Raw genomic sequence first — 22,389 nt, forward strand, 5'->3', positions numbered from 1 at the left:
TGTTTAGCATTTTAATTCGAATACGTACTGGACGGGGTGTATGATGAAAAATTCAACAATTATAGGTATTGTATTAGGTCTTGTCGCTGTTTTGGGAGGTATGGTGCTTAAGGGCGCTCATTTGTCGTCGCTTGCCAATCCGGCTGCATTCGCTATTATCATACTTGGTACGGTTGCATCGGTTATGATCGCCTTCCCGATGTCCGAGCTTGGCAAAATCGGCAAGCTCTTCAAGATGGTTTTCACGGAACAAAAGCTAATGCAACGCGATCAGCTGATCGCTAACTTTATGGAATGGGCGTCCATCACGCGCCGCGAAGGCCTGCTTGCTCTTGAAGCCAAGGTCGACGATATCGAAGATCCGTTCCTTCGCAACGGCATGCGCATGATTATCGACGGCAATGACCAAGACTTTGTTCGCGACGTCCTGCTCGAGGACATTGCCGCTACCGAGGACCGCCACAAGGCAGGCGCTCTCATCTTCACGCAAGCAGGTACATACGCGCCTACGCTCGGGGTACTCGGCGCCGTTGTCGGCCTCGTTGCCGCGCTTGCCGATATGAGCGACATGGAGAAGTTGGCCCATGCGATCGCCGGCGCTTTCATCGCCACCTTGCTCGGTATATTCACAGGTTATGTATTATGGCATCCGATTGCCAACAAATTAAAGCGTCTGTCGAAGAGCGAGATTCAAATCCGGCTTATGATGGTTGAAGGACTGCTGTCCATTCAATCCGGCGTCTCGACGATTGCGATCAACCAGAAGCTGTCCGTATTCCTCACTCCTACGGAAAGAAAAAAACTGAGGGAGAAGGAGGAAGGCGCCGTTGAGCAAAAAGCATAAGCATGACGATCACGAAGAGCATGTAGACGAATCCTGGCTCATTCCTTACGCCGACTTGCTGACTTTGCTGCTCGCGCTTTTCATCGTTCTGTACTCCATGAACTCCGTTGATGTGAAGAAGTTCGAGGAAATGTCAAAGGCATTCAGCGTCGCTCTTAATACTGGCAGCGGCATTCTCGACAATCCGGCGATCGTGCAGGATGGCGAGTCCAGTCAGAACCAGAAGGAAGACCAGTCCAAGGAAGACGAGCAGAAGAAGGAAGAACAGGATGCGCAGAAGCTTCGCGAGACTGCCTTGAAGCAAGAGCAGGAGGACCTCGAGAAGCTGAAGAAGCAGCTTGACGATTATATCGACAAGAACGGACTGACGACCGATCTGGAGACGAAGCTTAACATGTCGCAGCTCATGATTACAATTAGCGATAACGCTTTGTTCGCTCCCGCGCAGGCAACCGTCAAGCCGGAATCGAGAGAGCTCGCCGTTGCCATCGGCAAAATGCTGCAAGGATATCCCGATTACGACGTCATCATATCGGGCCATACCGATACGACCCCAATCTCGACCGTGTTCTTCAAGTCCAATTGGGATTTAAGCTCGATGAGGGCCATTCGTTTCATGGATATTTTGCTGGAGAACAAGCAGCTTAAGCCTCAGAAGTTCAGAGCTGTTGGTTATGGGGAATATCAGCCGATTGCCGATAATAAGACAACCGTGGGCAAGGCCAAGAACAGACGCGTCGAAGTGTCGATTTCCCACTCCGTCTCCGATCCGACCAATCAACAAGTCATTCCAGCCGCCAAATAATAGAAAGCCCCGCCAAGCTGCATAATCGCAGAATGTCGGGGCTTTGCTTATCCGGAATGAACCGACTAACGTCACCAGGGGATAGCGTTAGCTGTTCACCTTGTAGCCAAGCGTTTGAAATAACGTCGTCTTCTCCGCTTCGGTCAGATCGCGCCATTTTCCGGATGCTAGCCCGCCAAGCTGAATATTCATCACGCGCACTCGCTGCAGCTTCCTGACATGGTAGCCGAACGCTTCGCACATGCGGCGAATCTGCCTATTCTTTCCTTCGGTCAAAATAATACGGAATACCCGATCCGTTATGCGCGTTACCTCGCAAGGCAGCGTCATGCTGCCAAGAATCCGTACGCCCTCGGACATGCCGCGTACGAAGGAATCGTTAATGGGACGGTCAACCGTCACAATATACTCCTTCTCATGCTTGCCTTCCGAACGCAAGATCGGGTTCACGACATCGCCGTCATTCGTGAGCAGTATCAACCCCTCGGAATCCTTATCCAGCCTTCCGATCGGGAAGATGCGCTCCTCATGTCCGACAAAGTCGACGATATTTCCTTTAATATGAAGCTCCGTCGTGGACGTAATGCCGACAGGCTTATTGAGCGCGATATAGACATGGCGCTTCTGCTCGCCAATCCGCCGCCCATCGACGCGCACGTCATCGCCTAGTTCGGCTTGGCTCCCTAGCACGGCCACCTCGCCATTGATCGTAACCCGTCCGCTGTCGACCAGCTTGTCCGCCTCGCGGCGCGAGCAGAAGCCCGTCTCGCTAATAAACTTATTAATTCTCACCCTTATGTCACCTCGCCATTATGTGCACCTAGCCCAGCAATATCATCCGAAGCATATATCCGCACTTCAGGTGTCCGCTGAACGGATCTATCATGCTGCCCTTGTCCATGCTGCCCTGCCCGACCTATTCCAGTAGCATGGATCATCGCAGCAGCTACTCGCTCGCCGCGAATCGCCCTATACTTGCGCAGCGGTCCGACCATGGTGAAGCCAAGCGCCGTTGCCAGCCATGCCCCCACCGTTTCGCCGAGCCGTTTCGCACTCCGCTGACCAAGCAACAGCGACGGCCGAAAAATATGGAGCAGCGGTATTTCCAGCTTCGCCAGCTCCTCCTCAAGCTCGCCCTTCACTCGGCTGTAGAAGAAAGCCGAGCTCTTCGAAGCGCCCATCGCCGTAATAACGGCGAACTGCGATGCATTCACCCGCTTCGCATAGCGAGCCAGAGCGAGCGGATATTCCAGATCAACGAGGCGGAACGCCTCCTGCGATCCTGCCGCCTTAATCGTCGTGCCAAGCGTACAATAGACGATATCGGCCTCTACATCCTGCAGTGCCGTATCGAGATCATCGAAGGATGCCACGATAATGCGCAGCTTGGGCCTCATGGCCTCCAGTCCCGCTGTTGCGGCTGCATCCAGAGGACGCCTGGCTAGTACCGTCACTGCTTTAGCCTTCGGATCGGCTAGCAGCAATCTCAGAAGCGCAGCGCCAACAAGCCCCGTTGCCCCGGCAAGCACACAGCTATATCCGTCCCTATCGTCATGAACCCCTTCGCCGATAGATGCCTCGCTGCCAGTGGCCGCGCCGCCCTTGCTAGCTACCGCCATTGCATCCTCACCCCTATACTCAGCCTCTACGATCCTTCATTTGTTGATGCTTCTAGTATACCGTCCCTAGACGATTGTTTCAAAGCCGGAAGCGATACATGAACCGTAGTGCCTACCTTTTCTTGACTCTGGAAATCGAGATTGCCTTTATGGTTCAGAATGATCCGTTGGCTGACCATAATGCCGAGTCCGGTACCCGATTCCTTCCCCGTGAAGAACGGGTCGCCGATCTTCGAGATCATCTCCTTCGGAATCCCTTCGCCCTCGTCCGTAATCTTAATCGAGACGATCTTTTTTTTGTTCGTAATATGAATATGAATCGGGCCGCCTGTCGGCATCGCTTCGATCGCGTTCTTCAGCAGGTTTATGAATACTTGCTTCAATTGATTCTCTTCGCAGGACACAAGGCAGTCCTCTTCCGTGAATAACGACATGAATTCGATATTATGCAGATGCGCCTCGCTGTTCATTAATGCGACAACATCCCTTAATATGTTGCGCATATCTTTGGTTACAAACTTCGTCGCCTGCGGCTTCGCCAAGATAAGGAACTCGCCGACTATCAGATTAATCCGATCCAGCTCGGACAGCATTAGACCGACATGCGACACATTAAGCTGCATTGTCTGCTGCTGCAGTTGCAGGAAGCCTCTTAGCGTCGTGAGCGGATTCCGAATTTCATGCGCGACGCCCGCAGCCAGTTGTCCAACCGTCGTGAGCTTCTCCGAACGCCGCAGCAGCTCGTCCATCTTATTGCGCGAGCGCATGTCTCTAGAGATGCTTGCGAAGGCGCGAATAGTCCCGTCCGAATCGCGTATGGGCGAGATGGTAATGCTCACCGGGATCAGTTCTCCCGCTTTCGTCACGCGGAACGTCTCCTTGGCGGGAAGCACTCTGCCGGCGATCAGTTGGCTCAGCATCTGCTCCAGCTCTTCCCGGTGCGAGTCTGGCAATATCGGGAATACAAGACCAACCGCTTCCTCTTCCCCATAGCCGTATAACAGCTCGAAAGCGCGGTTCACTTGAATAATCGTTCCATCCAGCTCCATGAGATGGATCGCATCGCTTGTATGGTTAATGAACGACTCCAGATGCTCCTTCATCCGCCGGTTCTCCTCGAACGCCTTGCGCAGCTTGTCCATATAAATGCTTAGGTTCTGGGACATGGCGTTCACCTTCAGCGCGAGCAAGCCGAATTCATCCCTGCGCCGAATCTGAATCGGCTGCTTGAATCGGACGGAGGACACCTCGTTAACCTTCCATAAAATATCCTTAAGCGGTCGGATCATAACGCCTACTAGCCAATAGCTAATGAATAGGATAAGCACCGTTACGATGGAGGAGTAGAGAAGCGTGTCGTTTCGCTTCTCCCCGGCATGATTCTGAATGCCTTTGCCGTCATACACGATACTGATCGTATAATTGCCGAGCTTTTCATTTGAATAGTAGCTTCTATAGTAAATTTCCTCGTCGATGATCATTTTGCGGAATACAAATTCGCTGTCTCTCGCTTCTTGCACAAAATCGCTATCGTTGGTAGCATCATTGTAGGCATAAGTCCCGGCCGATATTTCCAGCGTGCCGTTATGGAATACGGTTATCTCCTTAATATTCGTATTCATTCTCTGTACCATATCGAACATATCTTTGCCTTCTACTTGGCTCTGCAATTCCAAAGTCTGGCTCTCTGGGCCGGTATCGTAGGCGTCCATTGACACGGCAACCTGTATGGATGTATCCAGCATCACCTGCTTCATTTCTTCCCGCATGCTGCGTATCCACGCATATTCGTTCAACATGCTGTAGACAATGAAAATCGAGAGTACAATAAGAGAAATCATAATGGAGAACTTCATCTTAATCGACAACGATAGACACATCCTTTATTCAATAATCATAAGGGAGCAGTTCCTAGGAACTATTCCATTAACTAGAAACTTATTGGAAAAGCCATATCGCTTAGTGGTTGATCGCTTATAGACAGTTTATACCCACTGTTCACATGACTTATGCACAGAAGTTGATATATTGTGCATAAGTTTGTGGATAACTTATATTTTATCCACAAACTTATCCACTGCATGTTAACAACGGAATATTTGTTCGTAGAATAAACGTAAGTAACGGAAAGGAAAATTGCCAAAATGATACGGGAACTGGAAGATCGGGCTTGGATGACGGAAGCTATCGCAGAAGCGCGAAAAGCAGAGCAGATCGGGGAGGTGCCAATCGGGGCTGTTATTGTTCGCGATAACGAAATAATCGGGAGGGGTTATAACTTAAGGGAGACGAATCTTGACCCCACCGCGCATGCGGAGATGGTCGCGATCCGAGACGCCACCGAGCGGATTGGCGCATGGCGATTACTGGACTGTACGCTCTACGTCACATTGGAACCTTGTCCGATGTGTGCAGGCGCAATCGTCCAGTCGCGTGTGAAACGTGTCGTCTATGGAACGACCGATCCGAAGGCCGGCTGTGCAGGTACGCTTATGAATCTACTTCAAGAGCCCCGCTTCAATCATGAAACGGAGCTCACGAGCGGCATTCTTCAGGAAGAATGCGCCTCTCTACTGACTCAGTTCTTCCGCAGATTGCGGGAACGTTAATTCATCTATTAGGTTGCCTGGTAGAACTGTAGGACAGTTCGTTCCGCTGGAGATATTGTAGCTCAACGATCAATTGATCAGCCTCTTCGCTGACCGCCAGAACGTCCGGATCCGTTAGGCTGCCTCGTGCCTCAGCGATTTCATGTAGCTTAAGCCGCAGCGAATGCAATTGTTGTAGCAGATTGTATTTGTCCATATTCGCTTCGGGGCACGCTCCTTATATAAGCACTCGTGTGGTAATAGTTCTATTATACTCGTAGTCGTTTAAGGAGTTTGTAAAATCATGTCGACGAACACGGGCAATTTTCATTTAATATTCGACATTTGCGCTATTTTCCATATCCTTAAATAGTTCCAATTTCCTATTTTTGTGTTATGTAATATAAAGCCTGTTCGCAGCGTTGAACGCTTGCAGCAGGCTTGTACGCCTGATATTGCCAATAAATCCATTTGTATTATAGGGTAGTATGCAGTAAAATTATTTAAGCAAATCAAGCGGGGTGTGCCTTTTCTATGAACAATAAAGCAGTCATCTTAGGATGCAATTATTATATCGGCCTTAGTACGATCCGTTGCCTCGGCATAAACGGCATACATGCGGTTGCTGTCGATTATACAGCCAATCATAATTACGGCGCTCAATCCAAATATTGCTCGGAACGGCTGATTGCCCCCCATTATAAGAACGATAAGAAAGCTTTCATTCAATTTCTGAAGGACTATGCCCGGAGGCAATCCGCGCCTCCCGTGCTCATTCCTTGCCACGACAACTATGTCGAGGTCGTAGACGAATTTTTGGAGGAGCTGCGAGAATATTATCTTATTCCGCAGGACGTGCCAGGCATCTATACGAACCTGATGAACAAGGAAATTCTGCATCGTCTCGCCAGCGAGAACGGCGTAGCTGTTCCGGAAACCGTCCGCGTGGACGAAGAGCAATTTTTCGAAAAAGTGGAGTCGATCTTGAAATATCCTTGCGTCGTGAAGCCAACCGATTCCCCTTCGTTCGTTGCGAAGTTCAGGAAGAAGCTGTTCATCGTCGATAACAGAGCGCAGCTCGTCGAGGCGCTTGAGAAGTCGAAGCAGGCTGGACTTGAAGTGATCGTTCAGCGCATTATTCCAGGCTTCGATGATCATATGTACACTTTCGATGCTTATTTGAATCAGGATTCCAAGGTGACGAACTGGGTCACCTGCCAGAAGTATCGTCAATTCCCGATTAACTTCGGCGCTTCCGTCTACACGGGACAGAAGTACGTACAAGAGCTGTACGATATCGGCGCGCCTTTCCTGGAGAAGATGAAATGGAAGGGATTCGCCGAAATCGAGTTTAAGAAGGACGCCGAAACCGGCCAGTTCTACTTGATCGAGGTCAACGTGCGCATTACGAATCTTAACAGCCTTCTCTATAAAGTCGGCATGAACATTCCTTATCTTACATATATGGAACTGACAGGCACGCCGCCGCAGCCTAGCGCCCTTAAGAGCGACACGAACCGCGTTTTCTGGTACGGTTATGAGGACTTGCTGGCGATTAGGGGCTACATTCGCACGAAACAACTAACAGTCGGTCAAGTAGTCAAGTCGTTGTTCAAGCCGAAGGCTTACGCCATCTGGTCATGGAGCGATCCGAAGCCTGCTTTCGGATTTCTTCGCATGATTACCGGCAAAATACTTCGCAGATCATGATTCGGGTTAAGGAGTGTGTTTAAATGATTCTGTTACGGGAACTACTCAAATCCACCGCAACTCTAGATACGCTGCATCCGAAGGATATAACGGTTTCGGGAATTAGCTACCACTCCCAGAAGTGCAAGCCGGGCGACTTGTTCGTAGCGGTCAACGGGTACAAAACGAATGGGCACAAATATCTCGGAAATGCCGTCGAGAACGGTGCTGTCGCCGCAATCGTCGAGGAGTTCAACTTCGATCTCGCTATTCCGCAGATTCGCGTAGCGAATAGCCGGATCGCGCTTGCGCAGCTCGGAGCTGCCTTCTACGGCAACCCTGCCGACAAGATGAAGATGATCGGCATTACGGCAACGAACGGCAAGACGACCACCTCCTACATGACCAATGCCATATTGGAGAACCATGGACTGAAGACGGGCTTGATCGGGACGGTCGTCATCAAGATCGACGATGCCTCGATTCCGTCGGAGCTGACCACGCCAGAGTCCCTCGATCTGCAGCATTATTTGAAGCAGATGGTCGACAAGGGCGTCTCGCATGTCAGCATGGAGGTATCCTCCGCCGCGCTGGAGACGAACCGGGTCGAGGGCGTTGATTACGACATCGTTACTTTCAACAACTTAAGCCGCGAGCATATCGACTCGCATGGCTCGTTTGAGCAATATTTTGCAGCCAAATCAAGCTTAATTACGAACGCGGGCGAGCATAGCTACGCCGTTCTCAATCTCGACGACTCTTACTCGGCATCGCTGGCGGATAAGACCAAGGCTAGCGTCGTAACGTTCGGCGTGAAGAGCAAGGAAGGCCATATTTATTGCAAAAATCTCGATCTGTCAACGGGACGCGCACGTTATACATACGAGATCGTGAAGCCGTTTCAGGTGGATGGCGCTTGGCATTCCCCTGGTGAATTCGATATTGAGCTTGCCGTTCCAGGGCTGCATTCCGTCTACAATTCGATGGTAGCCATTACGGTTGCCCTGCTCTGCGGCGTTTCAGTCGATACGATTCAAGCGACGATGCGTACATTTGCCGGCGTTGAGCGCCGTTTCGAGTTCATATACGAAAATGATTTTATGATTATCGACGATCATTTCGCTAATCCTGGCAACATCCATGTCACGCTGGAGACGGTGAAGTTCATGGATTACGAGAAGCTTCATCTAGTTTATGCAATTAGGGGCAGCCGCGGACCTACCGTCAATCGGGAGAACGCCGAGGCGATTGTCCAATGGATGAAGCGACTGGAGCTTGATGAGATTATCGCAACGAAGAGCGTGTCGCATGTCACGGGCAAGGACTTCGTCACCGACGAGGAGACGCGAGTGTTCCTTGACGTTATGGAGCAGGCGAATATTCGGGTACGGTTATATGACGAGCTGCCTGACGCGATTGCCGAAGGACTCTCCCATGCGGCTTCGCGCGACTTGGTGCTGCTCGCAGGCTGCCAAGGCATGGATCCCGGCGCCCAGATTGCCCTGAAGCAGCTAGAGGACAAATCCGCCGCTACTAACTAATCCGCCGCACGGACAACCAATTCATTTCAAAAGTGGGTAGAGCAATGGAACATAATAGCTTAGGCGTCATTGGCGGGATGGGCCCGAAGGCAACTTCCGTTTTTTTCGACAAGGTGATTGAGCATACGGCAGCCGAACGCGATCAAGAGCATATTAATATGATCATTCTGAATCATACTTCACTGCCTGACCGAACGAGCGTCATCCTGGGCGGTCGGGGAGAGCTGTTCTTGGAAGCGATCGCGAAGGACCTGAAGCTGCTTGAGCTTGCCGGCGTGTCGAATATTGCGATTCCTTGTAACACATCGCATTACTTCTATGACGAAATGCAGCAGATGACGTCCGTTCCTATTATTAATATGGTCGACGAAACGTTGAAGGACATTCACGCGAAGTTTGGCGACAATAGCAAGATCGGTATTTTGGCAACCACCGGCACCATTAATAGCGGTGTCTACAAAACAGTCTGCGAGAGCTATAATATGAAGCTCCATGAGCCGAACGAAGCGACGCAGGAGCTCGTGATGGACATCATCTATAATCAGGTGAAAAGCAATCTGGAGGTCGATCCGGCCGTCCTTGAAGGCATCATTAACGATCTCGTCTACAAAGAAGGCTGCAACTGCGTCATTATCGCTTGCACGGAACTGTCGTGTATACCGATCAGCAGGCAGGCGATGGAAATCAGCATCGATGCGATGCAGGTGCTCGTGAACCAATCGATTGTGCGTTCCGGGAAACAGACGATCACGGAGATATAAGTAAGAGCGGTGTAGGGATTGGACCCTGCACCGCTCTTTTATTTATCGATTATTGTTATCCTGATCGCCAAGCTCCATCCCCCGCAGCCACAGCAGTACACGCTCCGTAAGCTCATATGCTCTTTCGGGCTCGAACACGCTGATTAGTCCGGCTCTGTAAGGTCACGGGCGCTCTTACAGCCTTCTCCCCCCATACTGCCACGCCGAATGATCTCTGTAAGCACGTATACGCTCTTTCGGTACACATGTACTGTGTACTCCGGCGCTGTAAGGTCGCTGGGGCCCTTACAGCTCTCTCCCGTTCACCCTGCCGCCACCGAATACTCTCCGAGAGCTCATATGTGCTCTTGCTGCATAATGCTTTTACTTGCGCCTCTGACTTCACCCATGTTAAAATGTGAAGTGTTGCGCCCGTAGCTCAGCAGGATAGAGCAACCGTTTCCTAAACGGTGGGTCGGGGGTTCGAATCCCCCCGCGGCGCGCCATTCTAATTTAATCATTCGCAAACCTTGCTGCTGCAGGGTTTTTATTTTTTTATAGGAACCATACGCCAAAATAGTGCCGCTTCATTCCAACTCCTCATTGACTATAGAACAAATGTTCGCATATAATGGAAATGAGGTGACGAACGAATGGCTATGAACGCCTATATAACAGAGCAGCCTCCCATGAGGGAGTCCAATGAGCTGATTAAAGAATACGTAATTCTTTCCTATACGCTTGCCGCCGTCAAGCGCAACCGCTTGGAGCTGGACAAGAAGGCAAGATCGCTTCGCCCGCTCTTCGTACAGGCGGCGAACATCGTCGTCGCAAGAATCGAGGCGGACCTTGCGCTGGCCGAACAGTTACTTCGCTGCATGCGTATCGACATCAGTGCAGAAATTCCCCGCATGCCGCAAGAGGGGCTTAACGCCGAGATCAACAATCGCATCTCCTTCTACGTCTCGGAGTTATTCTCCAAGAAACAGTAGGGTCTCCGCCTACTACGAGGCGGAAGACCGTAAACGCTGGCGCCGAGCGCCTCCATCTATGGTCCACCATACTTTAGCCAAGCAGCCGCTATATCTTCTGCGACGACAAGTAATTAGCGGATTTTACCAATATATCTTTACGTCTATACGCGCCCAGCATTAGCCCGACAGCGGCCAACTCGATGAAAGTTAAGAAGCCCCAGCTAATAAGCGGAAACTCTATCGAGAGGATCGGCAGCAGCCCGAAGCACATAAGCAGATTCCATAGGAACTTAACGCCCATGACCGATACGATTCCGACAATAATCCCTTTCGCAAAACGATCCTTCAGCTTCAAGGCCATTCCGACAACTCTGCCAATGAATAAGAACGCCAGCACGCCAATGACGAAACCGAACATCCACCCTAAACTGTAGATTAGATAAGAATAAAGCATCTCGCCGTAATAGAAAGGAAGCCTTTCGTTGACAGCGCCAAAGCCCTGCCCCCACATACCGCCATTCTGGATCGCTTCAATAGATCGAACCGTCTGATAACTGCTATCCGCATTGGGATATATAAATCCCTTTAATCGCCACCATACATATTGATATTTATCACTTCTCTGAACGATCCATAAAGCAATCACCAACAGTGCGCCGAACCCAACAATAGCCAACTTATATTTTTTACCGACGAAGAGCAACAACAGCAAAGAACCGAAGCAATAGATACTATAGTTTACCAACGAGGATGTCGAGAGATAGAAAAAAGTCGGCAGCAGGAAGAAAACGATTATATCCCTGAGTAACAGCCAGAGATTTTTCTTTGCTCCACCCACTCCCGTTGCTCTCCCCATACTCAATATTCCTGCGAAAGCAACCATGAACAGATAAGGAGAAGCGGCCCCAACATTTACATTCAATGGTCCGATTTCTATCCATTCCTTTGTTCCGTTGAGCATTTTTCCCGCCGAACTAGCAGCTGCTAGCAGTACAAGCGTGAAGCCGTATAAATGCCAGGAATACCGCTGTATTTTACGATAATCAATGAAATAAAGGCAAACCATCGCACCTAAGCCTAACGCCACAAAAAATAATTTCTTCTCGAGAAAATGATCGCCTAAACTCACTTCCCCAGTCGCCAGCACTGTCAGCATTGCAACGAGACCGATGCCAATGAGCAGCATGCAAATACCAAGCAATGTCCATTCCATTCTCGGCTTATGCGCGGCATGCAGCTGCTTGCCGATTTGCTCCGGGTCGCCCATCTGATCGATGGCATCCGCTATCGCTTCCTCTTCGGATATATCACCCGCGATAAGCTTGTCCTCTATTCGCTCCTCCAGATGGCCAAGCATCTCAAGCTTAATATCCTCATGCACTTCCCTTGCTTTCACTTTCCCGCATACGCTCTCCAGATACTGCCGGACTAATGGATGCTGATCGATTTCACGGCTCATGCATGCCCCTCCCCGATCACGCGATCAACCGTCGTGCGGAACAATGACCACTCCTTCTTCTTCTCGCCAAGCTGCTTGCGACCTAGCTCCGTTATCCGATAATACTTACGCTTGCGCCCGCCCTCCTCATTCCAGTAAGATTCTACCTGCTGCTCCACCTCAAGGGTATGAAGAATCGGATATAACGTCCCTTCCTTGAACGTAAACACGCCGCCGGAGCTTTGCTCAATCTCCTTCGTCATTTCGTAGCCGTACATTTCCTTTCGGTCCAGCAGCGTCAAAATAAGAATGACCGTGCTTCCCTTCATCAGCTCTTTGTTGATCTTCATATCATTCCTCCTAATCGTCGCCACTTGCATCGCATTACTATGTATCGATTATCTAGGTATAAGGATAATCGAAATTCATCCGGATATCAAGATTATCCCTCAATAAATACCGCCGCACCTATTACTGTGCGACGGTATTGGCCCCCTGCATACTACAATTCTTCTATCGCCGCCAGCACCGTATTATTGAAATAATCGGCATATCGCCAATGGGAGAAAGCGTCGCCGGAGAACAGGTCCCCGCATCATATAGAAAATGGACCGTATATTAAATATTTCCAATTGTTTAGGACGGCTGCTATATTAAGTTATAATTGTTCTATCCGCGAATAAGCGGCATAGCTCTTACTAAGTGACTACTTGAAAGGAGATTACAGCTATGAACCATCCGTACTCCCCCCATCCCGAGGAGAAGCAATTCGCCATGTTATGCCATGTCATTGCCTTCGCCGGATTCATTATTCCGTTCGGCAGCATTATCGGCCCGCTCATCATTTGGCTGATCAAAAAAGACCAGTCTCCTTATGTGAACGCTCATGGCAAGGAATCATTGAATTTTCAAATTAGCATCCTGATCTACGGTCTCGTATCCGCCATTCTCTGGCTGGTATTCATCGGCATTTTCGTCTCGATCGCAGTCGGTATCTTCTGGCTCGTCATGACGATTATCGGTACGATACGCGCTACTGAAGGCCAATACTACCGTTACCCGCTTACGATTCGGTTTTTGAAATAGACTTGCCCCAACAAAAAAAAACGGATCCTCCGAACATGGAGGGATCCGTTTTTTTATTCGCATTGTCGGCGCTACTTCGGCAAGTGAGCCGCGTATTGCTTGCGCAGGGCATGCAGCTTGTCGAGCTTATCGAGCGCCTCGCGGCCGCGGCGCTTCGTCAGGCCTACAGTCAATGCGTCGATCAAGGCAACCGGCGCGGTCATGGAGTGAAAGCCCTCCAGCTCGCCGCGATCCAGCTGCAGTACGATATCGGTTTGCGACAGCATATCCGACACGAGTAAATCGGTAACGAGCACCGTCATATAGCCCGCTTCTCGCGACTGCTCAAGCAGCACCGTAAGCTCGGGCGAGCGCCGCACGAAGCCGAACATCAGTACCGTATCTCCCGTCCCCGCCTGGGCCAGCGACTCGAGCAGCTCGCTGCCGCTCCCTGCCATGACGATCACTCTTACTCCCAGCCGGTTCATCCGGAATCTAAGCAGCTCCGTTAAGCAGACGGAAGCACCCGCTCCGAACACAAACAACGTATTGGCTCGATCGATCGCCTCAACGGCCTGTTCGAACTGCTCCCGCTCCACCCGCTTTGACGTTTCCTCCGTATTGGCTGAAGCAATGGCCATCATTTCCGTCACGATATCCGCTTCTTCATGTTCGACCTTGCTCAAGATCCGCTTCATCTTGCGCGCCGGCGTTGCATGCTCGTTTTGCAGCAGGTGCTTCTTGAACGCCTTCAAATTCGGATAACCGATCGCACGCCAGAAGCGCGACACGGTAGCCGTACTGACGCCGACGGCATACGCGATATCCTCCTCCGTGCAATAAGGAATGTGCTGCAAGGCGCCCGCGACGTAATTGGCGATAGCCTGTTGGCTCTTCGACATCGACTCCAAATCCATCTCTAACTGAAAAGTGGTTACCATTCGATCTCCCGCTTCCGTGTATGTAGTCGGCCATGAAGTGCCATTTTCCATTTACATGCATTATAGCAGACGATTCGCAAACATGAAAGTTTTCTTTCACACATAAACATTTTGAAATTTATTTTACATAATCCATACAATTTGTTGATGATCCGAAAACATTTCATCCCTATATTGGGAAGGAATCCACTACCTAAGGAGGAATTACAATGGTTTCTGCGCCAAGGCGCCGATACGAGCTTACGCAATCCCAAAAACTGATGGTATTTATACTCGCGATGTCGCTGTACGGTATTTCAAATATGTTCTCTGAGCTTATTCCCGAGATCAAGCTGGGCCCGATCGAAATCAAAGTCGAATATTTCGCTTTCATTCCGTTGACGCTTTGCATTTTATTTAACCCGCTGTACGCCGCGCTGGGCGCTTCCTTCGGCGAAGTCATCTTCGGAGAGCTGCTCCTCGGACAATTCGGAGGACTCGGCGAGCTGGAGAAATTCATCGAGTTCACCCTTGCAATGTACATAGCCGGCCTGCTCGTCAGCGATCCGCGCAACCGTAAGCAGCTTGCTCTCGCTTCGTTCGTTGCCGTCGGCATCGATCAAATGCTGAGCGCGATCGTCGACATCAGCAAAGTGTGGTTCGGGATCGAAGAGCTCGAAGCCGTTCCCGGCATTCCGGAGAGCATCGTGCTGATCGAAGGTCTTAGCTTCTTGAACGCGATGGTTATTACGGGTATCCTCTTCTCCCTGCTCCCGACGCTGTTCCTCGTGCCGAGACTGTACGGCAAGATCGAGCCGCTGCTCGGCATGAAGCCGCGCGACAGCCGCGTACAGGTTTCATTCGGAAAGCTTATGACCCCGCGTCTGCTTATTACGTCCATTTTGTTCGTTTTCATCGGCGTTACCGGCGAATTCCTATCCGAAGCCGACATTAATATCGCCGTCTGGGAGCCGGAGTTCCTGGAGCAATACGGCAGCGGATTCATGTGGGTGAGCGTCGCGGCGGCAGCGCTGGTGCTCATCGTCACCCTGTATGCAGCCGTTCGAGCGAAGTCGAAAAATAGCCAATCTACGGAGGGAAGCCAGATTTGAACTCACATCGGAACGATAGCAGGAAGGAGGGGCCGCTAGCCGCGGCTCCCATTATCGAGCTGCAGGAGGTCAACTTCCAATATCCCGGTGCGGAGGTCATGGCACTCTCCCATATTCATCTCACGATTCTGCGAGGAGAATTCATAGCGATCGCGGGGACGAACGGCAGCGGAAAGTCGACGCTATGCAAGTGCCTGAACGGCCTGATCCCCAACTACTACGTTGGCGACCTAAGCGGCTATGTTCAGGTCGCCGGTCTAATTGCCGAGAACGAATCGGTATCGTCCCTTTCCCGCAAGGTGGCCTACGTCTTCCAAGACTTCGAGAACCAGCTCGTACGCCCGACGGTCTATGACGAGGCTTGCTTCGCGCCGCTTAATTACGGATTTGCGGACTACCGCGAGCGGGCAGACCGTGCGCTTGCCATGCTGGGCCTCGAGTCATTGAGCGACCAATGGATATGGCAGCTAAGCGGCGGTCAAAAGCATTTGACCGCGCTGGCCGGAGCCTTGTCGCTCGATCCCGATATCATTATCGTCGATGAGCCGGTCGCTCAGCTCGATCCCTATCACGCAAGGCTCATATACGACAAGCTGAAGCTGCTTAACGAGCAGTACGGTAAAACCATTATCGTCATCGAGCATCATACCGAATTTATTGCCGATTATTGCAGCAAAGTCGTGCTTATGGACAGCGGCACCATTCGCTGGGTGAAGCCGGTGCAAGAGGCGCTGTCTTCGGTGGAAGAGCTGGAAGCTCTGCATATTTTGCCGCCCCAAGTGACACTCGCTATTCGGGAGACGGAGGAGCAGCAGAGACCGGACGGCATTTATCCGGTCACGATTCCGCAGGCCGTCGATTATTATCGCACACGGCTGCCTCTCTTCCCGCTGCAATCCATAGACGAAGATGCCCATGCCGCTAAGGTTAGCGTACCATCGATCCAATCGCCGGCAACAACGCTCGTTCAATTTGATAACGTATCCTACGGCTACAAAACCATTACGCGAACCCTCCATCCCGTGCTTCGCGGCATCGAACTAGCCATCCATGAAGGGGATCGGATTGCGCTTGTCGGCAATAACGGCGCAGGCAAATCCACGTTATTAAAGCTCATATCCGGTATTCGCCGTCCGAATGACGGATTGCTTACGGTGTGCGGACACCTGACGAAGCATACATCGCCGGAGACGCTCTCCGACTACGTCTCTTATATTTATCAAAATCCGGAAGAGATGTTCATTGAAGATACCGTCCGCAAAGATGTCGAATATTTTCTTAAAGCGCGCAGCAGCGAAGATTACCGCCCCTTTGTCGATGAAGTACTGGAGCGGCTGCGCCTAACCCCGCTTCAGGATCGCGACGGCCGGCTGCTCAGCGGCGGCCAGCAGCGCAGGGCGACGCTCGCCATCGGGCTTGCCATGCAGCCCTCCGTCATGCTGCTCGATGAGCCGACGGCAAGCCTCGACGCATCCAGCCGCCGCGAGATGACCGCCATGCTGAACCAGCTGCAAGGCCGGGTAAAAGCGACGGTCATCGCCACGCATGATATGCAGCTTGTCGCCGAGTGGGCCAACCGCGTCATCGTCATGCATAACGGTCAGATAGCGCTTGATACCGATCAGCAGTCGCTGTTCGGCCATACGGCGGTGCTGGAGCTGGCAGGTCTTATCGCCCCCCAGATCGCCCAGCTAAGCTTAGCGCTAGGCTTGCGGCCGCCATCCCTGTCCGTGAAGCATTTCGCTGACCGCATACGCAAGCTTATGGGGCAACATCGGTCACAAGAGGAGGCTGACTCGATTGCAAGCCATTAAACAAAGCATGCTCGACAAGCTAAGCGTGGAGCAAATCAAGATCGAGCTGATGCGCACCGCGTTCGGTCGACAGTCCGTCCTGCTGTCCCGCTTCGATCCGCGCATCCTGATCGTCTGGTATTCGTTCTTTGCCGTAGCGCCATGGTTTTTCCACAATAAAACCATTTTGCTCGGCATGCTCGTCCCTATGGCCGTCCTTACGCTGTCGTCCAAAGTAAGCCCGCTCGTACTGATCATTATGGGAATCGGCTTGGTCAGCGAAATTATGTATATCCTATTCGGCTCCTTGCTGTTCGGCGGAAGCCTGGAGGCGGTCTGGCCCTTAGCGACGCTGACGGTAAAAATCCTCATCATATCGCTCGCCAGCATTGCTGTCTTCTCCAGCATGGATCCCGAGAAGCTCAGCGACGCGCTGCTCAGCATGGGGATGCCGGCGCAGTTCAGCTTCGGCGTATCCTACGGCTATCGCATGCTGCCGATTCTGATCGAGGAATACCACAACCTGATTCACTCGTTCCGGCTGCGCGGACGTTCGCCGCGCGATAAAGATTTTCTGAGATGGCGTTCCCTCGTCTATATGGGCAAAATCGCGGTATGCGCCTTCTATCCGCTTATCCTGAACACGGCCAAACGTACGCGCACGACAGTGGAAGCGTTAGAGGTTCGAGGCTTCACCTACGCTTTGATCAGCCCGGACGCCAAGCGGCTGAAACTTGCTTATTTGCGTGTAAAACCACTGGACTTTGTCTTCCTTGGCTGTTCGGCGCTCTACATGATCGCTTTGCTCGCTCTCGGGCGAATTTTCGTTTTATAAACGACACCACTTCTACAGAATGGGGAAATCATGATGAACATCGATTTGCACACGCACGGCAAGCTTGCGAAAAAAACGGATTTTTCGATGGAATACTTCCTATCCATGGCACGCGAAGCGAAGGAAAACGATTTGCAAGCGATAGCGTTGACCGAACATTTCAATACGCGCAACTTCTTCGATATGATGGATCAGCTCGATCGGGAGTTCAAATATAGAGGAGACTACTATCTGGTTAATGGTCTTAAAGTATTCTCGGGCATGGAGGTCGACGTTGCGGAAATCGGGCACATACTCCTAATAGGCAACCGGGCCGACATTAGGGAGCTCCGCGGGCAGCTTGAACCTTATAGTGGCAAAGAAACCTTTATCCCTTTCAAGGAGCTGCTGGATCGTACCGATAATTATGACATGCTGCGCATTGGCGCCCATCCGATGAGAGAGAGCACGCCTCTCACCCATCACGATCCGATAGAGCTGCAGCGCCTGGATGCGCTGGACATCAACGCCAAGGACCTATTCCAATACGGCTTCGGCATGGCTGATGAAGTGCGACGCTTTGCCGAGCTGCTCGGCTTGCCGGCCTGCGCGGGGAGCGACTCGCACCAGCCGCTGCAATTCGGAAGCGTCGTCAATCAGCTTCAAGAGAACTGCACGACGGCATCGCAAATCCGCGATGAAATTCGCGCGGGCCGTTACAGCGTCGAAATCTCGCCTTGCCTGAACGTAAAGGTCAAAGCGGCGCAAATGATGAAGGAGCTGCTCAAGAAATCGATGGTGCTTGCTTGAATGGATACAAAATGAAAAAGGCAGAGGTAGCGATTGTCCGCCATCCCTGCCTCTTTCTCTTCATTACATACTGTTTGGCGACTTAAACAACTGGACCAGCTGCTCTAGGGTAATCGTCTCCGTTGGAATTTCATATTTAAGCTCCGGCGATTGGTTGATTTCCGAATAGCTGGTATTGATATGCATCCCAAGGTTCAGCTTCTTGCCCTCTTCCTTGTCGCTCACCTTAAAGGTTGCATCCATCGCTGTAAAAGCTAAGTAATCGTCTTTAATCGCTCCGGTCACTTGGAACAGCTCGAGGTTAACGTCGTTTTTCAGCGTATCCAGCGCTTTCGCTTTGGTTGTATCCATGTCCGTTTTCATTTTCTCGACATCAGCCTTCTCCAACTGCAAGACCGGCAAAGCAGCTTCGTTCGCCAGCAGCACGTCGAGCAGCTTCGGCAACGTCTGATTAACGAACGTCTCGACCGTCTGTTCATAATTGCCCGCATTGATCTCGAATCGAACGATACGGTCCGCCTTCATATCCTTCGGCAAACCTGCTTCACCCGCTTTTGGTTCGCTGAAATAAGCCTTCTCGTCGAACGACTCCAACAATACGTTAGCTGCTTCCTTGCTAAGCTTCTCCTGCGCTTCGATATCCATCTCCGTCTCATTCCGATTCTCCGGGTCGGATGAAGCCGTTTGCGTTAAGTCCAGCTTCATATACTTCCCCGCAATCCCCTCGGGCAGCTGCAGCATCGGAATTTGCGGAAGCTTCACGTAGAGCGCTTCCTTCGTCATAATCATCGGTACGCTTAGCTTCATCTCCATGTCGCCCGGGAGCACGATATCCATATCCATATCCATTTGCATCGGGTCTTTCCGGTACACGCCGTCAACCGTAATGTTTGCATCCTTCAGCATGCCAATAAGAGCCGCCGCTATAAGTGTATTGGGCTGGGTAGACGCGCTTGGCGTCCACTCCAAATCATCGAAGTTCATTCCCATATGAATACGGTAGGAGTCAGCCGCTGCATGGTTGCCCAGTGCATCCAGCAGCGCTTTCTTAGGCGGTGTATTAGAGCTGCATCCAGCTATTGCGACGATCATGACTGCGATAAGCAATAACGCGATTTTTTGAAACTTTCTCATTACGAAGTTCCCCTCCGCTCCATAAGTACAAGCACCTCCATTCTATACTAATAAGCAGGTCATTTGAAGCGCATAGGAAAAAAACCGTTCCGAAGGACTCGAAACGGTTCGAAAGTATTATTTCGGCGGCTACTGATATAAAACTCTGACTTCGTTAGCCTTCCGGGTTGTTATGCGAAACATGATTTTGCTGCTTGGTCTTCTTGGATCCGGAAAGCGGTTTTTGCTGTCCGCCTCCCGATCGTTGCTTTCCTTGTTGCGGATTGGCTTCCGGCACAGGATAGCTTTCTGGCTTGCTCATTCGAATAACCTCCTTCTACTCTGAACAACGGTTGTTTAGGGCTAGCCTTTCTTAGCTCCGCTCCGCTGATGCTCCAAATCGGTAGGCTGATCGAAATTCAAGGAATCTTGATGACGCCGATCGTTTTTGTCCTGCTGCAGCTGTTGCGCATGATGGCTGTTTACAGGCTCTACTTCCAGCGCCTCAACAACGTTCGATAAGTTTTTGTCGGCTGTACCTTTTGCTTTCGTCATCGATGCGTATCTCCTTTAGGCATGCGTCAATTGCTGCAGCGCTTGCGCGCATTCATGCAAATGACGTTTATAGTCAAGAATCAACTGTTGCATCATGTCGGTACGCTCGTCGACAGCTACCTGGTCCTTCTCCACATCGACCAGCTCGACCAATACCTCGCGGCTATCCACGTAGGTGACTTTGAAGTCGAAGGTATACGCTTGATGACCGGCGGAATGAATCGTTACGCGCAGCGCTTTCGCGTCTGCTTCATCGGGAAATACTTCGCACCGATCGGAGCTGTTCATCGTCCGCGGCAGCGTGTTGCGCCAAGCTTCCGCAAGCTGCTCTGGGTTAGTGCGAAGCTCGTCTATTTTAGCCATGATTGAAGCACCTCCACATCGATTAAGATGCGAAGAACGGCGATGTTTTATACGACGCCACAAAAGCAAAAAACGCCTAAGCGGTTAGCGCTCAGGCGTTATCTTTCATTCATTATTCGTTTATGTAATAAAACTGGCGGAGAGGGTGGGACTCGAACCCACGTGAGCTTGCGCTCTAACGGTTTTCAAGACCGCCCCGTTATGACCGCTTCGGTACCTCTCCACATCTAGTCGTCACAAAAGCTATTGTACCACAGGCCAAAAACGAGAAGCAACTTATTTTCGGCCCATGGACAATATTTCCAAATAATTAGAGAGCTGGAATCGAGCTGATACCACCCATATAAGGACGCAATACTTCCGGAATCGCAATCGACCCGTCCGCTTGCTGGTAGTTCTCGACAATCGCCGCGAACGTGCGGCCAACGGCAAGACCTGAACCGTTCAGCGTATGCACGAATTCCGGTTTGCTCTTCGCATCTCTTCTGAAACGAATGGCAGCGCGGCGCGCTTGGAAGTCCTCTACGTTCGAGCAGGAGGAGATCTCGCGGTATGTGCCTGCGCTTGGCAGCCATACTTCAAGATCGTACGTCTTAGCCGCCGTGAAGCCCATATCGCCCGTACAGAGCGCCAGAACACGGTAAGGCAAACCGAGCAACTGAAGCACTTTCTCCGCATTGGCCGTCATCTTCTCGAGCTCGTCATACGATTCTTCCGGCTTCGTCAGCTTAATAAGCTCAACCTTGTTAAACTGATGCTGGCGGATCAAGCCGCGTGTATCGCGACCCGCTGCGCCTGCTTCGGAACGGAAGCAAGAGCTGTAAGCGACGAAATACTTAGGAAGATCCTCCGCCGATAGGATCTCGTCCCGATGAAGGTTCGTTACCGGTACTTCCGCCGTCGGAATGAGGAAGTATTCAGAGTCAGACAGCTTGAACAAGTCCTCCTCGAACTTCGGCAGCTGTCCCGTACCGAACAAGCTGTCGCGATTGACGATATAAGGAGGCAGTACTTCCTCATAGCCATGCTGATCGCTGTGCAGATCCATCATAAAGCTGATAAGTGCACGTTCCAGACGCGCGCCAAGGCCGCGATAGAACGTGAAGCGCGAGCCCGTTACTTTGCCAGCGCGTTCGAAGTCTAGGATATTCAGCGATTGGGCCAGTTCCCAGTGCGGCTTCGGTTCGAAATCAAAAGACGGAAGCTCGCCGATTCTGCGAATTTCCACATTATCTTCCTCGGATGCGCCGACTGGAACGGTGTCGCTTGGAATGTTCGGAATCGCTTGCGTCAACTCGTCCACTTGAATTTCAAGCGTGCGGAGCTCCTCGTCAAGCTCCTTGATGCGATCGCCGACTTCTCTCATCTCCACGATAAGAGCTTCTGCGTCGCCGCCCGATTTCTTCAGCTTGGCAACCTCTTGCGATACGACGTTGCGGCGGTTCTTAAGCTGCTCCGTCTCTGTAATCAGCTCGCGGCGCTTTGTATCCAATACGGGGAAACCCGCAATAAGATCGAGCGATGCGCCGCGATTGCGAAGCGCCTGCTCAACCTTCTCAAATTCATTTCTTAACAGCTTCACGTCAAGCACGATAGTTAACCCCCC

Annotated in this window: 24 protein-coding genes and 2 tRNA genes; 13 read left to right on the top strand and 13 right to left on the bottom strand. The window is 51.3% G+C overall.

Annotated elements, in window-relative coordinates; translation table 11 throughout:
• The first annotated feature begins 43 nt into the window (after positions 1 to 43).
• Together motA and J2T14_RS29630 are read left to right on the top strand one after the other, a co-directional pair.
• The gene (gene motA / locus J2T14_RS29625) at positions 44 to 844 is read left to right on the top strand and encodes a flagellar motor stator protein MotA (protein ID WP_307208382.1); all 801 of its coding nucleotides are present in this window, start codon (positions 44 to 46) and stop codon (positions 842 to 844) included.
• A complete protein-coding gene (locus tag J2T14_RS29630) occupies positions 828 to 1,649 on the top strand; it encodes a flagellar motor protein MotB (protein ID WP_307476757.1) in 822 nt (273 codons plus the stop codon). Before motA ends, J2T14_RS29630 begins: the two co-directional genes overlap by 17 nt.
• A gap of 87 nt (positions 1,650 to 1,736) precedes the next feature.
• Here J2T14_RS29630 and rluF read toward each other — a convergent pair whose 3' ends face one another.
• The 3 genes from rluF to J2T14_RS29645 are packed head-to-tail and all read right to left on the bottom strand — an operon-like array spanning position 1,737 to position 5,136.
• Positions 1,737 to 2,441, bottom strand: a complete 705-nt coding sequence (gene rluF / locus J2T14_RS29635; RefSeq protein ID WP_307208380.1) for a 23S rRNA pseudouridine(2604) synthase RluF — start codon at positions 2,439 to 2,441, stop codon at positions 1,737 to 1,739.
• Between the two features lie 2 nt (positions 2,442 to 2,443).
• Positions 2,444 to 3,268: an NAD(P)H-binding protein gene (locus J2T14_RS29640; RefSeq protein WP_307476759.1), complete on the bottom strand. Its 825-nt coding sequence runs from the start codon at positions 3,266 to 3,268 to the stop codon at positions 2,444 to 2,446.
• Positions 3,269 to 3,294: 26 nt separating this feature from the next.
• Positions 3,295 to 5,136 (bottom strand): ATP-binding protein, encoded by a 1,842-nt coding sequence (locus J2T14_RS29645; RefSeq protein WP_307476761.1) that lies wholly within the window; start codon positions 5,134 to 5,136, stop codon positions 3,295 to 3,297.
• 276 nt (positions 5,137 to 5,412) lie between these two features.
• Between J2T14_RS29645 and tadA the strand changes: the two genes are divergently transcribed.
• On the top strand, positions 5,413 to 5,877 hold the full coding sequence (gene tadA / locus J2T14_RS29650; RefSeq protein ID WP_307208377.1) for a tRNA adenosine(34) deaminase TadA: 465 nt from the start codon (positions 5,413 to 5,415) through the stop codon (positions 5,875 to 5,877).
• 1 nt (position 5,878) lies between these two features.
• Here the strand turns inward: tadA and J2T14_RS29655 are convergent, their stop codons facing one another.
• Positions 5,879 to 6,073, bottom strand: coding sequence for an aspartyl-phosphate phosphatase Spo0E family protein (locus tag J2T14_RS29655; protein WP_307208376.1), 195 nt, complete (start codon positions 6,071 to 6,073; stop codon positions 5,879 to 5,881).
• Between the two features lie 317 nt (positions 6,074 to 6,390).
• Between J2T14_RS29655 and J2T14_RS29660 the strand changes: the two genes are divergently transcribed.
• From J2T14_RS29660 to J2T14_RS29680, 5 genes are all read left to right on the top strand, one after another.
• Entirely contained in the window at positions 6,391 to 7,566 is a 1,176-nt protein-coding gene (locus tag J2T14_RS29660; RefSeq protein ID WP_307476763.1) for a carboxylate--amine ligase, read from the top strand.
• A 23-nt stretch (positions 7,567 to 7,589) separates the two neighbouring features.
• Positions 7,590 to 9,086 (top strand): Mur ligase family protein, encoded by a 1,497-nt coding sequence (locus J2T14_RS29665; protein WP_307476765.1) that lies wholly within the window; start codon positions 7,590 to 7,592, stop codon positions 9,084 to 9,086.
• Positions 9,087 to 9,130: 44 nt separating this feature from the next.
• On the top strand, positions 9,131 to 9,847 hold the full coding sequence (locus J2T14_RS29670; RefSeq protein ID WP_307208373.1) for an aspartate/glutamate racemase family protein: 717 nt from the start codon (positions 9,131 to 9,133) through the stop codon (positions 9,845 to 9,847).
• Positions 9,848 to 10,254: 407 nt separating this feature from the next.
• A tRNA-Arg gene (locus J2T14_RS29675) sits at positions 10,255 to 10,332 on the top strand.
• Between the two features lie 147 nt (positions 10,333 to 10,479).
• Positions 10,480 to 10,818, top strand: a complete 339-nt coding sequence (locus J2T14_RS29680; RefSeq protein ID WP_307208370.1) for a hypothetical protein — start codon at positions 10,480 to 10,482, stop codon at positions 10,816 to 10,818.
• An 88-nt stretch (positions 10,819 to 10,906) separates the two neighbouring features.
• Here the strand turns inward: J2T14_RS29680 and J2T14_RS29685 are convergent, their stop codons facing one another.
• Entirely contained in the window at positions 10,907 to 12,259 is a 1,353-nt protein-coding gene (locus J2T14_RS29685; RefSeq protein ID WP_307476767.1) for an FtsW/RodA/SpoVE family cell cycle protein, read from the bottom strand.
• Positions 12,256 to 12,588: a PadR family transcriptional regulator gene (locus J2T14_RS29690; protein WP_307208368.1), complete on the bottom strand. Its 333-nt coding sequence runs from the start codon at positions 12,586 to 12,588 to the stop codon at positions 12,256 to 12,258. The genes J2T14_RS29685 and J2T14_RS29690 overlap by 4 nt, the downstream gene beginning before the upstream one ends.
• Positions 12,589 to 12,967: 379 nt before the next feature.
• Here J2T14_RS29690 and J2T14_RS29695 point away from each other — a divergent pair, with 379 nt between their 5' ends.
• Entirely contained in the window at positions 12,968 to 13,324 is a 357-nt protein-coding gene (locus J2T14_RS29695; RefSeq protein WP_307208366.1) for a DUF4870 domain-containing protein, read from the top strand.
• Positions 13,325 to 13,395: 71 nt separating this feature from the next.
• Here J2T14_RS29695 and J2T14_RS29700 read toward each other — a convergent pair whose 3' ends face one another.
• Entirely contained in the window at positions 13,396 to 14,244 is an 849-nt protein-coding gene (locus J2T14_RS29700; RefSeq protein WP_307476769.1) for a MurR/RpiR family transcriptional regulator, read from the bottom strand.
• Between the two features lie 209 nt (positions 14,245 to 14,453).
• On the opposite strand from J2T14_RS29700, the gene J2T14_RS29705 reads away from it, so the two are divergent.
• Genes J2T14_RS29705 through J2T14_RS29720 form a run of 4 tightly spaced genes read left to right on the top strand, consistent with a single transcriptional unit; the run spans position 14,454 to position 18,752 of the window.
• Positions 14,454 to 15,335, top strand: a complete 882-nt coding sequence (locus tag J2T14_RS29705) for a cell division protein FtsQ (protein ID WP_307476771.1) — start codon at positions 14,454 to 14,456, stop codon at positions 15,333 to 15,335.
• A complete protein-coding gene (locus J2T14_RS29710) occupies positions 15,332 to 17,149 on the top strand; it encodes an ABC transporter ATP-binding protein (RefSeq protein WP_307476773.1) in 1,818 nt (605 codons plus the stop codon). Before J2T14_RS29705 ends, J2T14_RS29710 begins: the two co-directional genes overlap by 4 nt.
• Positions 17,136 to 17,963, top strand: coding sequence for an energy-coupling factor transporter transmembrane component T family protein (locus J2T14_RS29715; RefSeq protein WP_307476774.1), 828 nt, complete (start codon positions 17,136 to 17,138; stop codon positions 17,961 to 17,963). Before J2T14_RS29710 ends, J2T14_RS29715 begins: the two co-directional genes overlap by 14 nt.
• A 30-nt stretch (positions 17,964 to 17,993) precedes the next feature.
• Entirely contained in the window at positions 17,994 to 18,752 is a 759-nt protein-coding gene (locus tag J2T14_RS29720; protein ID WP_307476776.1) for a PHP domain-containing protein, read from the top strand.
• 63 nt (positions 18,753 to 18,815) lie between these two features.
• Here J2T14_RS29720 and J2T14_RS29725 read toward each other — a convergent pair whose 3' ends face one another.
• The 6 genes from J2T14_RS29725 to serS form a co-directional block, all read right to left on the bottom strand.
• On the bottom strand, positions 18,816 to 19,886 hold the full coding sequence (locus J2T14_RS29725) for a hypothetical protein (protein WP_307476778.1): 1,071 nt from the start codon (positions 19,884 to 19,886) through the stop codon (positions 18,816 to 18,818).
• 154 nt (positions 19,887 to 20,040) lie between these two features.
• On the bottom strand, positions 20,041 to 20,187 hold the full coding sequence (locus tag J2T14_RS29730) for a small acid-soluble spore protein P (protein ID WP_307208358.1): 147 nt from the start codon (positions 20,185 to 20,187) through the stop codon (positions 20,041 to 20,043).
• A gap of 41 nt (positions 20,188 to 20,228) precedes the next feature.
• Complete coding sequence (locus J2T14_RS29735; RefSeq protein WP_307208357.1) at positions 20,229 to 20,420, bottom strand: hypothetical protein; 192 nt, start codon at positions 20,418 to 20,420, stop codon at positions 20,229 to 20,231.
• A 15-nt stretch (positions 20,421 to 20,435) separates the two neighbouring features.
• Entirely contained in the window at positions 20,436 to 20,783 is a 348-nt protein-coding gene (locus tag J2T14_RS29740) for a hypothetical protein (RefSeq protein ID WP_307476780.1), read from the bottom strand.
• A 134-nt stretch (positions 20,784 to 20,917) separates the two neighbouring features.
• A tRNA-Ser gene (locus tag J2T14_RS29745) sits at positions 20,918 to 21,006 on the bottom strand.
• Between the two features lie 87 nt (positions 21,007 to 21,093).
• A complete protein-coding gene (serS, locus tag J2T14_RS29750; protein WP_307208354.1) occupies positions 21,094 to 22,374 on the bottom strand; it encodes a serine--tRNA ligase in 1,281 nt (426 codons plus the stop codon).
• Between the last annotated feature and the right edge of the window lie 15 nt (positions 22,375 to 22,389).

Source organism: Paenibacillus harenae (assembly GCF_030812415.1).
GTDB classification, from domain to species: Bacteria; Bacillota; Bacilli; order Paenibacillales; family Paenibacillaceae; genus Pristimantibacillus; species Pristimantibacillus harenae_A.

Bases quoted from the DNA above. Each gene is read 5' to 3' on its own strand.
- J2T14_RS29700 (WP_307476769.1), bottom strand. From the start codon at position 14,244: ATGGTAACCACTTTTCAGTTAGAGATGGATTTGGAGTCGATGTCGAAG.
- J2T14_RS29660 (WP_307476763.1), top strand. From the start codon at position 6,391: ATGAACAATAAAGCAGTCATCTTAGGATGCAATTATTATATCGGCCTT.
- J2T14_RS29655 (WP_307208376.1), bottom strand. From the start codon at position 6,073: ATGGACAAATACAATCTGCTACAACAATTGCATTCGCTGCGGCTTAAG.
- J2T14_RS29735 (WP_307208357.1), bottom strand. From the start codon at position 20,420: ATGACGAAAGCAAAAGGTACAGCCGACAAAAACTTATCGAACGTTGTT.
- J2T14_RS29670 (WP_307208373.1), top strand. From the start codon at position 9,131: ATGGAACATAATAGCTTAGGCGTCATTGGCGGGATGGGCCCGAAGGCA.
- J2T14_RS29680 (WP_307208370.1), top strand. From the start codon at position 10,480: ATGGCTATGAACGCCTATATAACAGAGCAGCCTCCCATGAGGGAGTCC.
- J2T14_RS29730 (WP_307208358.1), bottom strand. From the start codon at position 20,187: ATGAGCAAGCCAGAAAGCTATCCTGTGCCGGAAGCCAATCCGCAACAA.
- J2T14_RS29640 (WP_307476759.1), bottom strand. From the start codon at position 3,268: ATGGCGGTAGCTAGCAAGGGCGGCGCGGCCACTGGCAGCGAGGCATCT.
- J2T14_RS29720 (WP_307476776.1), top strand. From the start codon at position 17,994: ATGATGAACATCGATTTGCACACGCACGGCAAGCTTGCGAAAAAAACG.
- J2T14_RS29695 (WP_307208366.1), top strand. From the start codon at position 12,968: ATGAACCATCCGTACTCCCCCCATCCCGAGGAGAAGCAATTCGCCATG.
- J2T14_RS29740 (WP_307476780.1), bottom strand. From the start codon at position 20,783: ATGGCTAAAATAGACGAGCTTCGCACTAACCCAGAGCAGCTTGCGGAA.
- J2T14_RS29685 (WP_307476767.1), bottom strand. From the start codon at position 12,259: ATGAGCCGTGAAATCGATCAGCATCCATTAGTCCGGCAGTATCTGGAG.
- J2T14_RS29690 (WP_307208368.1), bottom strand. From the start codon at position 12,588: ATGAAGATCAACAAAGAGCTGATGAAGGGAAGCACGGTCATTCTTATT.
- J2T14_RS29665 (WP_307476765.1), top strand. From the start codon at position 7,590: ATGATTCTGTTACGGGAACTACTCAAATCCACCGCAACTCTAGATACG.
- J2T14_RS29725 (WP_307476778.1), bottom strand. From the start codon at position 19,886: ATGAGAAAGTTTCAAAAAATCGCGTTATTGCTTATCGCAGTCATGATC.
- J2T14_RS29705 (WP_307476771.1), top strand. From the start codon at position 14,454: ATGGTTTCTGCGCCAAGGCGCCGATACGAGCTTACGCAATCCCAAAAA.
- tadA (WP_307208377.1), top strand. From the start codon at position 5,413: ATGATACGGGAACTGGAAGATCGGGCTTGGATGACGGAAGCTATCGCA.
- motA (WP_307208382.1), top strand. From the start codon at position 44: ATGAAAAATTCAACAATTATAGGTATTGTATTAGGTCTTGTCGCTGTT.